The organism is Dankookia sp. P2 (genome assembly GCF_050632255.1).
Lineage (GTDB): Bacteria > Pseudomonadota > Alphaproteobacteria > Acetobacterales > Acetobacteraceae > Paracraurococcus.
The window spans coordinates 1,894,683-1,906,933 of the sequence record NZ_CP192581.1; the positions used below are offsets into that span (position 1 = coordinate 1,894,683).

15 protein-coding genes and 1 pseudogene are annotated in these 12,251 nt (G+C 72.5%); 4 read left to right on the forward strand and 12 right to left on the reverse strand.

All coding sequences use genetic code 11. The features are described 5' to 3' along the window. Positions 1–33: 33 nt before the first annotated feature. A pseudogene (gene lysA, locus ACQ86J_RS11240) lies at positions 34–1,390 on the reverse strand (diaminopimelate decarboxylase); the annotation flags it as partial. A gap of 254 nt (positions 1,391–1,644) precedes the next feature. Here lysA and ACQ86J_RS11245 point away from each other — a divergent pair. After that, positions 1,645–2,277 carry a tetratricopeptide repeat protein gene (locus ACQ86J_RS11245; RefSeq protein ID WP_431271168.1) on the forward strand — a complete coding sequence of 211 codons (633 nt, stop codon included), beginning with the start codon at positions 1,645–1,647 and terminating at the stop codon, positions 2,275–2,277. Continuing rightward, positions 2,246–2,896: a tetratricopeptide repeat protein gene (locus tag ACQ86J_RS11250; RefSeq protein WP_431272373.1), complete on the forward strand. Its 651-nt coding sequence runs from the start codon at positions 2,246–2,248 to the stop codon at positions 2,894–2,896. The genes ACQ86J_RS11245 and ACQ86J_RS11250 overlap by 32 nt, the downstream gene beginning before the upstream one ends. Positions 2,897–2,938: 42 nt before the next feature. Here ACQ86J_RS11250 and ACQ86J_RS11255 read toward each other — a convergent pair whose 3' ends face one another. The 5 genes from ACQ86J_RS11255 to argH all read right to left on the reverse strand — a co-directional run bounded on the left by ACQ86J_RS11255 (position 2,939) and on the right by argH (position 7,994). Next, positions 2,939–4,165, reverse strand: a complete 1,227-nt coding sequence (locus ACQ86J_RS11255) for an MFS transporter (protein WP_431271169.1) — start codon at positions 4,163–4,165, stop codon at positions 2,939–2,941. 154 nt (positions 4,166–4,319) lie between these two features. Then, positions 4,320–5,324, reverse strand: a complete 1,005-nt coding sequence (locus ACQ86J_RS11260; protein ID WP_431271170.1) for a Bug family tripartite tricarboxylate transporter substrate binding protein — start codon at positions 5,322–5,324, stop codon at positions 4,320–4,322. Between the two features lie 99 nt (positions 5,325–5,423). Beyond that, entirely contained in the window at positions 5,424–6,395 is a 972-nt protein-coding gene (locus ACQ86J_RS11265) for a Bug family tripartite tricarboxylate transporter substrate binding protein (protein WP_431271171.1), read from the reverse strand. Between the two features lie 80 nt (positions 6,396–6,475). Further along, positions 6,476–6,658, reverse strand: a complete 183-nt coding sequence (locus ACQ86J_RS11270; protein WP_431271172.1) for a hypothetical protein — start codon at positions 6,656–6,658, stop codon at positions 6,476–6,478. A 7-nt stretch (positions 6,659–6,665) separates the two neighbouring features. Next, the gene (gene argH, locus ACQ86J_RS11275; RefSeq protein ID WP_431272374.1) at positions 6,666–7,994 is read right to left on the reverse strand and encodes an argininosuccinate lyase; all 1,329 of its coding nucleotides are present in this window, start codon (positions 7,992–7,994) and stop codon (positions 6,666–6,668) included. A 55-nt stretch (positions 7,995–8,049) separates the two neighbouring features. Here argH and ACQ86J_RS11280 point away from each other — a divergent pair, with 55 nt between their 5' ends. Next, the gene (locus ACQ86J_RS11280) at positions 8,050–8,652 is read left to right on the forward strand and encodes a TlpA family protein disulfide reductase (protein ID WP_431271173.1); all 603 of its coding nucleotides are present in this window, start codon (positions 8,050–8,052) and stop codon (positions 8,650–8,652) included. 37 nt (positions 8,653–8,689) lie between these two features. Here the strand turns inward: ACQ86J_RS11280 and def are convergent, their stop codons facing one another. The 6 genes from def to ACQ86J_RS11310 form a co-directional block, all read right to left on the reverse strand. Beyond that, positions 8,690–9,274 (reverse strand): peptide deformylase, encoded by a 585-nt coding sequence (gene def, locus ACQ86J_RS11285; RefSeq protein ID WP_431271174.1) that lies wholly within the window; start codon positions 9,272–9,274, stop codon positions 8,690–8,692. 250 nt (positions 9,275–9,524) lie between these two features. Next, positions 9,525–9,668: a hypothetical protein gene (locus ACQ86J_RS11290; protein ID WP_431271175.1), complete on the reverse strand. Its 144-nt coding sequence runs from the start codon at positions 9,666–9,668 to the stop codon at positions 9,525–9,527. 17 nt (positions 9,669–9,685) lie between these two features. Then, on the reverse strand, positions 9,686–9,877 hold the full coding sequence (locus ACQ86J_RS11295; protein WP_431271176.1) for a hypothetical protein: 192 nt from the start codon (positions 9,875–9,877) through the stop codon (positions 9,686–9,688). 20 nt (positions 9,878–9,897) lie between these two features. Next, the gene (locus ACQ86J_RS11300) at positions 9,898–10,137 is read right to left on the reverse strand and encodes a MaoC/PaaZ C-terminal domain-containing protein (RefSeq protein ID WP_431271177.1); all 240 of its coding nucleotides are present in this window, start codon (positions 10,135–10,137) and stop codon (positions 9,898–9,900) included. 25 nt (positions 10,138–10,162) lie between these two features. After that, positions 10,163–11,323 (reverse strand): MFS transporter, encoded by a 1,161-nt coding sequence (locus ACQ86J_RS11305; protein ID WP_431271178.1) that lies wholly within the window; start codon positions 11,321–11,323, stop codon positions 10,163–10,165. A gap of 92 nt (positions 11,324–11,415) precedes the next feature. Then, positions 11,416–11,700 (reverse strand): SemiSWEET family sugar transporter, encoded by a 285-nt coding sequence (locus ACQ86J_RS11310; RefSeq protein WP_431271179.1) that lies wholly within the window; start codon positions 11,698–11,700, stop codon positions 11,416–11,418. Between the two features lie 69 nt (positions 11,701–11,769). Here ACQ86J_RS11310 and ACQ86J_RS11315 point away from each other — a divergent pair, with 69 nt between their 5' ends. Further along, entirely contained in the window at positions 11,770–12,228 is a 459-nt protein-coding gene (locus ACQ86J_RS11315; RefSeq protein WP_431271180.1) for a MaoC family dehydratase, read from the forward strand. Positions 12,229–12,251 lie beyond the last annotated feature (23 nt).

Genomic DNA, 12,251 nt, shown 5'->3' on the forward strand with positions numbered 1-12,251 from the left:
CCCGGGGCTGCCGGCCCGGTGGGGCTCAGGGGAGGTGTCCTCGAGCCAGGCCGGGATGCGGTTCCCGGCGACCAGGGCTTCATAGGATTGCCGGTCGCGGGTGACGGCGAAGCGGGTGCCGTCGACCAGGACCTCGGCGGCCAAGGGTCGCATGTTGTAGGTGCTGCTCATCGCCGCGCCATAGGCTCCTGCATCAAGGAAGGCGACCAGCGCGCCCGGCCGCATAGATGGCAACGCGCGGCCGCGCGCAAAGGTGTCGCCGGTCTCGCAGACCGGGCCGACGACATCGGCCGGCGAGACGGGGGCGACGAAATCGACCGGGCCGACCGGCAGGATGCCGTGCCAAGCCTCGTACATCGCCGGGCGGATCAGGTCGTTCATGGCGGCGTCGAGCACCAGGAAGCGGCGGCCAAGGGGACCATGACCGCCCTGCTTCTGCAGCACGACCGAGGCCAGCAGCAGGCCCGGCGGCCCCGCGATCCAGCGGCCCGGCTCCAGCATCACCGGCAGGTTCAGGTGGCCGAGGCTGGCCTTGATGGCGCCGGCCAGGGCCTCGGGCGCCGGCGCAGGCTCGTCCCGGTAGGGGATGCCGAGGCCGCCGCCGCAATCGACATGCTTCACCGGCAGACCGGCGGCCCAGAGCGTCTCGACCAGCTCTGCGAGGCGGGCATAGGCGGCGCAGTAGGCGGCCATGCCTGATGTGATTTGACTGCCGATATGGGTGGCGACGCCGACCGGCTCGAGCCCCGGCAGGGCGGCGATGCGGGCGTAGAGGGCGGGGGCATCGTCGATGGCGACGCCGAACTTGTTCTCCGACCGGCCGGTGGTGATCTTGGCGTGGGTCTTGGCATCGACGTCGGGGTTCACCCGCAGCGCGACGCGGGCCACGCGGCCGAGCGAGGCGGCGAGCGCCGAGAGCATCTCGGCTTCCTCGGCGCTTTCGAGGTTGATCTGGGCAATGTCCTCGGCAATGGCGAGGCGCAGCTCGCGCTCGGTCTTGCCGACGCCGGAGAAGACGATGCCGGAGGCGGGGATGCCGGCAGCTCGGGCGGCGCGCAGCTTCGCCCTCCGAGACGACGTCGGCGCCGAGCCCCTCGGCGGCCAGGACGCGCAGCACAGCGAGGCTGGTATTCGCCTTCACCGCATAGTGGATGCCGGCGCGGAGCCCGGCGCCGGCGAGCGCCGCCTTCAGCGCGCGGGCGCGGCGGCGGAGCGCGCCGGCGGAATAGACCCAGGTAGGCGAGCCGACCGCGGCGGCGATGCGGGCGAGCGGCACGCCCTCCATCGTCAGCCCGTCCAGGGCGTTCATCGAGAGGTGCGGACGCGCGGCGAGGAGCTCGGCGAAGCTGGGATCGGGATCGGCGGGGGCGATCGGAAGCGGGGCGGCCATGCGCCCATTGTGCGGCGCGGGAGGGGTGGGACAAGCGGCGCGTGGGCCGGGCGGCCATGCGCCCTGCCCCAGGCCGCTGCTGGCCCCGGCATCCCCGAATGAGGGCGGGGGGGGCCGCCGGCGCCCAAACGCGGTCTTTCTTCGCCAGCGCCGGGCAGCGCGGGATTCAATGTTTCCCGGCTGAGCAGTCATTGGGTGTACAACGCATATCCTTGCTTCCAGCGGGGCTCTCCATGCATGCTTGGCTCATCGGCGTGGCTGTCCTCCTGCTCACCACCTCCGATGCCCCGGCGCAGGTCCCGAACCCTGACCTGATGCGCGAACAGCATGCCTGGCGGCGCTGTATCGGCTTGGCCCCCGCCGCATCGGACCAGGAGAGGGTCGCCAGCTGCACCTGGCTGATCGAGCGGAGTGGCGGCGGCGCCCTCGCGGTGAAGCCGCTCACCGCGCGTGGCCATGCCCGCCTGGAGCAATGCGACCTCGCCGGTGCCCGGGCGGACCTCGACCAGGCAATCCGGCTCTTCCCACGCTCGGCCGACGCGCTGCTGGCCCGCGGCGGCCTTCGCCAGGCCACCGGCGACCTTTCCGGCGCAATGGCGGATATCGACGCGGCCATCGACGCTCGGCCCAATGCCGCGGCCGGCTACAGCAACCGCGGCAACCTTCGACGGCGGCTGGGCGACGTCGCGGGCGCGGCCGCCGATCACGACAAGGCCGTGCGCCTCGCGCCGAACGTCGCCGCCGTCTACCAGAACCGCGGCCAGCTGCGGCGGGACCAGGGCGACCGCGCCGGAGCCATGGCGGATTTCGGGGAGGCGATGCGCCTCGACCCGCACGCGCGCCGCCGCGCTTGCGCTGCGGGGCGCCCTCCGCCGCGAGCGGGGTGACGTTTCCGGCGCGGCGGCCGACTTCGCCGAGGTCCTCGCGCGCACACCCCGCCACCCGCTCGCGCTGCAGGGGCGCGCCCGACTGCGCATGGACCAGGGCGACCTCGATGGGGCGCTGGCCGACTTCGGCAGCCTGCTGCGCTGCGCCCCGGCCAACACGGACGCCCTGGTCGGGCGCGGCATCGCCCGGGCGCTCAAGGGGCAGTGGCGGGCGGCGGTCGAGGAATTCGACGCGGCCGTCCGCTTTGACCCGAAGAATGCGACCGCGCTCGCCGACCGCGGCCTAGCTCGCAATCGCCTCGGGGAGACGAGGGCGGCCGAGGCCGACATGGCCGACGCGATCCTCCTGGCCAAGCCTGGAAATGGATGGCCCTACACGGCCCGTGCCGGCCTCGCCCTGCTGCGGAACGACGACCCGGGCGCGGCGCGCGACATCGAGGAGGCGCTCCGCCGCTCGCCCGATGGCGCAAGCGCGCTGCAGATCCGCGCTATCCTGCGTGCGCGGGCGGGGGATGGCGCGGGCAGCGCCGGGGATGCCGCGGCCGCGCGCCGGGCGATGCCGCGCGTGGCCGAGCGCGTCGCGGCCCTGTTCGGGGAGGGGCTGGTCCTGCCGAGGTAGCCGGCTTCCGCCAAGCGCCGAGGCGGGTCTGCAGCCGGCCCCTCAGGCATAGGCCAGCCGCCCCCTGCGCCGCAGCACCAGCCACCCGGCGATAAGGATCGTCACCAGGTTCCAGGCGATCCCGTTCGCCACCGCCATCCGGTAGGACCCGGTCAGGTCGAAGGCGAGCCCCGACATCCAACCGCCGATCGCCATGCCGACCAGCGTCGCCGACAGCGCAATGCCGACGCGGACGCCGACCTCCTTCGCCGGCACGTTCTCCCGCACGATGACAGCGTAGGTCGAGACGATGCCACCCTGGAACAGGCCGAAGATGCCGGAGACGAGGTAGAGCGAGACCAGCCCGTCGAAGGGTAGGAACAGCGCCAGCGCCAGCGCCTGCAGGCTGGCGGAAAGCAGCAAGGTGGCGGTGCTGCCAATGCGGTCGAGGATGGCGCCGAAGGCCAGCCGACTGACCACGCCGCAGGCCAGCATGACCGAGAGCATCTCCGCCCCGCGCGCCGGGCCATAGCCGAGGTCGACGCAGTAGGCGACAATATGGACCTGCGGCATGGCCATGGCGATGCAGCAGGCGATGCCGGCGATGCCGAGCAGCACCTGCAGCGTATTGGGCCTGAGGCCGAGCGGGCTCGACGCCGCCGCATCGGCGACGATCCGCACCGGCTCCTGCCGCGGCGGCGGCCGGCGCAGGACCAGCACCAAGGGCAGCATCAGCGCGAGGCAGGCGAGGCCGACCATCACATGGGTCTGCCGCCAGCCATGGGCGGCGATGCCGGCCTGCACCAGCGGCGGCCAGACCGCCCCGGCGAAGTAGTTGCCGCTGGCCGCGAGCGAGACGGCGAAGCCGCGCCGCCGCCTGAACCAGAGCGAGGTATCGGCGACGAGCGGCCCGAAGGTGGCGCAGCTGCCGAGCAGGCCGATCAGCGCACCATGGATGAGGGCGAACTGCACCATGCTGGTCGCCTGCGCCGAGAGCACGTAGCCGGCGGCGAGCGCAACGATGCCGATCAGCACCGGTACCAGCACGCCGAAGCGGTCGGAGAGCTTGCCCATCAGGATGCCGCCCGCGGCGAAGCCCAGCGTGGTCAGGGTGTAGGGCAGCGCCGCATCGGCCCGCGCCGTGCCGAACTCCGCCTGCACCGCGGGCAGCGCCACGACGATGGACCAGAGCCCGACGCCGCCCAGCGTGCTGAGCGAGACCGAGGCGGCGAGCCGCATCCAGGCATAGCGGCTGTCCACGCCGTCCTCGGCGCGGTCCATGACGGGCATGCGTTCCTCCCGGCGGCCAGGGACGGCGTGCGGCACGGGCTGTCCGGCCCGCCGCCCTGGCGTGGTGTTGAGCGAGCGGCGTGCCGCCTTGCGGCAATCTGCGTCACGCGCCGGCCGGCAGCATCGCAGGTGACGTCCCCCTTGGGGAGAGGCGTCAGCCCTGCTGCGCACCGGAGGCGATGATCAGCGGGCGCAGCTTTTCGTATTGCTGCAGCCGGTAGGCCGCGACCTCCTCCGGCGTCGCCCACCAGGTCTCGGCGCCCTGCTCGAAATAGGATTTCTTCAGGTCCTCGCTCTCCAGCGCCCGCTTCGACAGCGCGTTCATCCGCGCCACCATGGCCGGCGGCAGGCCGGCCGGGCCGATCAGGCAGGTCCAGGAGACGATGTCGAAGCCGGGCAGGAATTCCGCCAGGCTCGGCAGCTCGGGCGCGACCGGGCTGCGCTTCGCGCTGGTCACCGCCAGCGCCCGCACCTTGCCCTGGCGCGCCTGGGCGATGGCGCCGGGGATGTTGTCCAGCATGAACTGCACGCGGCCGGCCAGCAGGTCGATCATCGCCGGCGCCGCGCCGCGATAGGGCACGTGCTGGATGTCGAGCCCCGCCAGCTGGCCGAGCATGGCGCCCGAGAGGTGCAGCGTCGTCCCCGGCCCGGCCGAGCCGTACGAATACTTCCCCGGATCTGCCTTCAGCAGCGCGATCAGCTCCGGGACCGTGCGCACCGGCAGGTCGTTGTTGACGACCAGCAGGTTGGGCAATTTCCAGAGCCCGGTGGCGAAGGTGAAGTCCTTCACCGGGTCGAAGGGCAGGCTGGCCTTGAGCGTGGGCGAGATGGCGTGCGAGGCGATGCCGCCCAGCCCCACCGTCAGCCCGTCCGGCCGCGACCGCGCCACCGACTCCACGCCGATGTCGCCGCCCGAGCCGCCGCGGTTCTCGACGATGAATTGCTGGCCGGTGACCTCCGTCATCTTCTGGCACCACAGCCGCGAGAGCGTGTCGGTGGAGCCGCCCGGAGGATAGGGATTGATGTAGCGGACCGGCTGGTTCGGCCAGTCGGCGCCGGGGCCCGTCTGCGCGCGGGCGAGGCCAGGGGCGGCGAGCAGCGGCGCAGCGGCGAGCAGGCTGCGGCGCGTCGGTCCCGGGCGGGGTCGGCTGGTCGGCATGGCATTCCTCCGTCCCGGCTCTGCGTCCGGGTGATCGCGCAGCCTAGCGCAGCGGCGCCGGCGGTCGAGCCGCAATCCGCGCGGCCCGATCGCGGCGGCTCAGTCCACCTGGGCGCCCGAGGCGCGGATCACCGGGGCGAAGGCCTGCTCGTTCGCGGCGCGGAAGCGGGCCAGCTCCTCGCCGCTGACCGGCCAGACGACGGCGCCGTTCTCGGCGTAGCGCGCCGCCACCTCCGGGCTCTGCACGGCCTGCTTCGTCAGCGCGCCAATGCGCTCGGCCATCGCCGGCGGCAGCCCGGCCGGGGCCATCACGCCGCCCCAGGAGGTGATCTCGAAGCCGGGCAGGGATCCCGCCATGGCCGGGATCTCGGGGGCCTGCGGGCTGCGCTCGGCGCCGGTGACGGCCAGCGCCCGCACCCTGCCCTCCTTCGCCTCCTGCAGCGCCTGGGGGATGTTGTCGAAGATCATGTGGACGCGGCCGGCGAGCAGGTCGACATGCGCCGGCGCCCCGCCGCGATAGGGCACGTGGATCATCTCGAGCCCCGCCATGGCGGCGAACATCGCGCCCGAGAGATGCACCGTCGTGCCGGAGCCCGAGGAGGCGTAGGAGTACTTGCCGGGCGCGGCCTTCACCAGCGCGATCAGCTTCGGCACCGTCTTCGCCGGCACGGAAGGATGCACCACCAGCAGGTTCGGCAGCTGCCAGAGGCCGCCGAGATAGGTGAAGTCCTTGTTCACGTCGAAGGGCAGGCGCTTGTAGAGCGTCGGCGCGATGGCCAGCGAGGCGACCGAGGCGAGGCCGATGGTCCGGCCATCCGGGGTCGCGCGGGCAATGGCTTCCGTGCCGATGTTGCCGGCCGAGCCGCTGCGGTTCTCGACGACGAATTGCTCGCCAGTGATCTCGGCCATGCGCTGGCACCAGATGCGCGAGAGGATGTCGGTGCCGCCGCCGGGCGGGAAGATGCCGATGAAGCGGATCGGCCCGGTGGGCCAGATCCCCTGTGCCGGGGCCGGTGCGGCCAGCAACCCAAGCCCTGCCGCCATCGTCCCGCGGCGCGTCAACCGATGCATCCCGACACTCCTCAGCGTGCCGGCTTGGCGCCGGTCATCGCCCGCAGGATGTCATGGCAACCACCGCCGCTGGCAAGAGGCTAGCGCGGCTGGGAGGCCGGCGCCGTCCCGGTCGCCGGGTCCGGCTTCGGCAGGGACTCGTAGCGCGGATAGGTGCGAGGGTAGATCACCTCCTCCTTCGGCCCGGGCACCCGCGGCGGCCCGGCGCGGCCGCAGGCGGCCAGCATCCCCAGTGCCAGCAGGGCGAGCAGCGACCGGGTCATGACGGGGTCATGCCAGGCGCTCCCGCCATTCGGCCGCCATGCGGGCCACATTGGCCGGCGCGGTGCCGCCATAGGATTGCCGGGAGGCGACCGAGGCCTGCACCGTCAGCACGCCGAAGATGGCGTCGGTGATGCGCGGCTCCTCCGCCCGCATCTCCTCGAGCGTCAGCCCGGCGAGGTCGCAGCCCTTCGCCTCGGCCTTCGCCACCAGGCGGCCGGTGACGTGGTGCGCGTCGCGGAAGGGCATCCGCAGCTCGCGCACCAGCCAGTCGGCGAGATCCGTCGCGGTGGAGAAGCCGGCGCCGGCGGCCTGCTCCAACCGCACCACGTTCGGCTGCATGTCGCGCACCATGCCGGCGATGGCGGCAAGCGAGAGGGTGAGGTTCTCGGCGGCGTCGAAGATGCCTTCCTTGTCCTCCTGCATGTCCTTGAAATAGGTCAGCGCCAGGCCCTTCAGCACCGTCAGCAGCCCGACCAGCGCGCCGGTGATGCGGCCGGTCTTGCCGCGGACGAGTTCCGCCGCATCCGGATTGCGCTTCTGCGGCATGATGCTGCTGCCGGTCGTGAAGGCATCACTTAGCTTGACGAAGCCGAAGTACGGGTTGGTCCAGATCACGATCTCCTCGGCGAAGCGGGAGAGATGCGTGGCGCACATGGCGCAGGCAAACAGGAACTCGGCGGCGAAGTCGCGCGACGCCACGCTGTCGAGGCTGTTGCGGGTCGGCCCGTCGAAGCCGAGCGCCTTGGCCGTCATGTGGCGGTCGATCGGGAAGCCGGTGCCGGCCAGCGCCGCCGCACCCAGCGGGCTCTCGTTCATGCGCTTGCGGCAGTCCCTCAGGCGCGAGAGGTCGCGCGAGAGCATCTCGACATAGGCCAGCAGGTGGTGCCCGAAGGTGACGGGCTGGGCCGGCTGCAGATGGGTAAAGCCGGGCATGACCGTCGCGGCATGCTCCTCGGCGCGGGCGACCAGCGCCCGCATCACGTCCTCGACCTGGCCGGAGAGGCCGTCGATCGCGTCGCGCACCCACAAGCGGACATCGAGCGCCACCTGGTCGTTGCGGCTGCGTCCGGTGTGCAGCCGCTTGCCCGCCTCCCCGATCGCCTGGGTGAGGCGGGCCTCGATGTTCATGTGGATGTCCTCGAGGCCCTCGTCCCAGGCGAAGTTCCCGGCCTCGATCCGCGCGGCGATGGCGCCCAGGCCTTCCCGGATGGCGGCCTCGTCAGCGGGCTCGATGATCCCCACATGCGCCAGCATGGCGGCATGGGCGAGGCTGCCGGCGATGTCCTGCCGCCACATCTTGCGGTCGAAGCCGATCGAGGCGTTGATCGCCTGCATGATGGCGGACGGCCCGGCGGCGAAGCGGCCGCCCCATTGGGAGTTGCTGGACACGATGGCTGCGCTTTCCGGTCTCGAATGGCCCCGCCCGCTGGCCCGGCGGGGCCTGCTGCTGGCGGCGGCGACCCTGGCCGCCGCGCCCCTGGCGCGCAAAGTGCGGGCCGCAGGTCCCTTCGGCCAGTTGCGGGAGGACGGGCCGAAGCCGCTGCCCAACTTCAGCTTCACCGATGCCGAGGGGCAGGAGCGCCGGATTGCCGACTTCGCCGGGACCGGGCTGCTGATCAACCTATGGGCCACCTGGTGCGGCCCCTGCGTCGAGGAGATGCCGGCGCTCGACCGCGCCCAGGCGGCGCTGCTGGGGGACGGGATCCAGGTGCTGGCGCTGTCCTCAGACCGCGGCGGCAAGCCTGTGGTCGAGACCTTCCTGCGCGACAGGAAGATCACCCGGCTCGGCCTCTGGCTCGACCCGCGGGGTGCGGCCGGACGGGCGATGGGAGTGCGCGGCCTGCCGACCACGGTGGTGGTGGACCGGCAGGGGCGGGAGATGGCGCGGCTGGAGGGTGCCGCGGCCTGGGACACGCCGGCGATGTTGGCGGCGGTGCGGCGGCTGGTCGGGCCGCCGGCGCGGAAGGCGGCGGAGGACGAGTCGAAGACCTGACGGCCGCGGCGCCGCCCGGCGGGGAGGCCGAAGGCCGTCAGCCGTTGCCGGCGGCGCCATCCCATTCCGCATGGATGGCCTCCAGCCGCTGCGCCAACTCCTGCGCCCGGCTGATCTCGTCGTTGAAGCCCATTCGGCCGAAATCGGTCATTCGCATCGGATAGAGGATGCCGTCCAGGTGGTCGTTCTCATGCTGGACGACGCCGGCATGGAAGCCGCCGACCTCGGCGGTGATGGGCTGCCCGTCGCAATCCACGCCCGAATAGCGCACGCGGCGGAAGCGCGGCACCGCTGCGCGCAGGCCGGGAATCGAAAGGCACCCCTCCCAGCGCAGATGCATCTCCTCGCCGACCGGCTCGACCACCGGGTTGATCACCACCGTGTTGCCGATGACGGTGTCGTCGGGCGCCCCCGTGCTGCGGTCGGGCCGCACCCGGAAAACGAAGAGCCGCAGCGGGACATGCACCTGCGGCGCGGCGAGCCCGGCGCCAGGCGCGTCCTCCATCGTCTCGACCATGTCGCGCACCAGCCGGCGGATCTCCGGCGCGCCGGGATCGGCAACGGGCCGGCATCGCTCGAGCAGGACGGGGTGACCCATGCGGGCAATCTTCAGGACGGTCATGGCGGGAGTATAGGCGGCCGGCCGCTCCGGGCCAGCCGGCCTCGCCCGAGCGTCGGGTCAGCCGCCGCAGCGGGCCGGGCAGGTCGCCGCCCTGGTAGCGCCCGGATCGCCGCCAGGCAGCCCTCGTCGCGGCCGCGCGACCAGCGAGGTTGCCGTGGACTCACCGCGCCACCTTCTCCCGCGCCATCGGCCGCTCGGGGAAGCCCGCGGCGCGGTCGACTTCCCGCATGGCATCGGTTCAAGGGCGGCTTCACGCTTCCGGGCGTTCACGCCCTCCCGCGATCCGCGCCTGCCGCCCGGCATCCGCCAGGGTCGCGGCAAGGCAGGTCGGCACCGAGCCGCGCTCCCTCGGCAGTGCCCAGGGAAAGGGCGGCCAGGGCCATCGCCGGAGCATGGGCATGCCTTTCCGGGTCAGGCCGCCGACCGCCGCGGCACGATGATGTTCGGCACGATCATCTGCACAGGCTGGTCCTTCTGGTTGAAGGTCGTGCAGCGCACCCGCAGCATTCCCTGCTCCGGCTTGCTGCGGCTCGGCTTCACCTCCAGCACCTCGGTCTCGACGCGTAGCACGTCACCGGGCCGCACCGGGCGCTGCCATTCCACGCTCTCCATCCGGCCGCCGATCACCCCCAGGCCGGGCGGAATTCGCTGCCCACGATCAGCCGCATGGTCATGGCAGCGGTATGCCAGCCGCTCGCCGCCAGGCCGCCGAACAGCGTGCCCTTGGCCGCCTCATGGTCGAGGTGGAAGGGCTGCGGGTCGTATTGCCGCGCATAGGCCAGGATCTCGGCCTCGGTGACCTCATAGGTCGGGGAACGGAAGACCTGCCCCGCCGCGAAATCCTCCAGGTACATCGGTTCCATCGGCCGCTCCTCCACGCTCCGGCGTTCAGGCTACCCTCGCCCCGCGCCGCGCCCAAAGCGCCAAACCCAGCACCCCGAGCGCCGCCGCCAGGAAGCCGCCGCGGTAGCCGATCACCGTCAGGCCAAGCCCGAAGGCGAGCGACCCGCCGCTCTGGCCGAGGAAAAGGGCGAGGGCGAAGGCTCCCACGGCGGTGCCGCGCGCCTCCGGCAGCGCCTCGGTCGACATGGTCTGCAGCACGCCGTGGAACATGTAGAAGGCAAGCCCCAGCGCCACCTGAACGACGGCCACCACCGGCCAGGAAGGCGCCAGCGCCAGCCCCGCCAGCAGCAGCGCCAGGCCGATTCCGCCGATGGTCAGCAGCCCCGTCTCGCCGAAACGCTTCAACAAGGGCCGGGCGCCGCGGGTATAGGCGAAGGCGCCGAGCCCGAAGCCGGCCACCACCAGCCCGGCCTCGGCGGCGTTGCGGCCGAAGACCTCGATCAGGAAGGAGCCGGTGAAGGGGAAGGCGCCGCCGAAGAGCAGGAAGCCGTCGAGGAAGGCGACCGCCATCAGCCAGCGCCCCGAGGGCTTGCGCAGCAGGTCGAGATAGGCCGCCATCCCGCGCCCGCCAGCCCCGCCCGCGTCGCCCCGCCACAGCGCCGGGCCGAGCCGCCACCCCAGCACCCCGCCGACGCCGAGCGCCAGCAGCCCGAGCACCAGGAAGGGCAGCCGCCAGCCCGCCAGTTCCGCCAGCACGCCGGAGACCGGCCCGGCCAGCAGCTGCGCCATGACCATCCCCGTGAGGAAGCGGCTGATCGTCACCTGGCGCTCGGCATACGGGACGCTGTCGGCGACATGCGCCATGAGCAGCGGGATGACCGCTCCAGCGAAGACCCCGCACCAGGCGCGCAGCCCGACCAGCCCGCCGAAGCGCGTGGTGAAATAGCTGGCGACCAGTCCGAGGCCGAAGAGCAGCACGGCGAAGACCGCGATCCGCACCTTGCCGAGGCGGTCGCCAAGCGGCCCGGCGACCAGTTGCACCAGCCCGTAGGGCAGCACGAAGGCGGCGACGAGCATGGTCGCCTGCGCCACCCGCACGCCGAAATCGGCGGCGATCAGCGGCAGCAGCGGATCCAGCATCCGCATCCCCGCGCCTGTGGTGAAGCCGGCCAGGGCGAAGAGGGCGATGGGAATGGCGGGGGGCATGCCGGGCGATAGGGCGGCTCCGTCGCCGGGGCGTCAAGTGGGCGCCGACGTGGCCGATTCCGCCTTCCGCGCCCGCCGGCGCTCCGGTCGCGTCAGCCCGCCGCCGGGTCCAGTGCCTCGGCCAACTTCTCCTTCTGGTGCCGCGGCAGCAGCTTCATCGTCAGGATGAAGCCCGAGAGCAGCAGGCCATAGGTGAGCCAGAGCGAGAAGCCGATCACCGTGATGCTGTACATCCGGCGGGAGATGGGAGCGGTGTCGAGGGTGCGGATCACCTTCCAGGCCTGCGGCACGAGACCGGTGGTCGAGCAGAGCGTGGCGAGCGCACCGACAAGGGTCGCGGCATCCGTGCGGCGGATCCCCATGGCGGCGCCGGCCATCAATCCCCGCGGCGGTACCGGGTTCCGGGTCGCGTTGACAGCGCCGCGTAGGCCGCCGAGCCTGCTTGCATGAGCGAAACGCCCTCCCTGCTCGGCCAGGGCTTCCACTGGCAGGACCTGGCGGAAGGCCAGCGCTTCCGCAGCTTCCGCCGCACCGTGACCGAGGCCGACCTGGTCGGCTTCGTCGGCGTGACGGGCATGCAGGAGCCGCTCTTCGTCGATGCCACGCTGGGCGGCGCGCTCGGGCCCCGACCGGTGCCGGCCGCGCTGACGCATGCGCTGATCGAGGGCATCGTGCTCGCCGGCATGGCGCATGGCACCGGCCTCGCCCTGCTCGAGACCCATATCCGCGCCCGCGCGCCGGTCCGCGTCGGCGACACGATCGGCGCCGAGTTGGCGGTGACCGGAATCTGCTCGACCTCGGCCGGCAACCGCGCCGTGGTGACCAGCGAGGTGACGGTGACGAACCAAAGGGGAGAGACGGTGATGGACTACACGGTGAAACGCCTGCTGGCGGGCCGGGCGTGATGCGGCGCCGAGCAGCTGCTTGG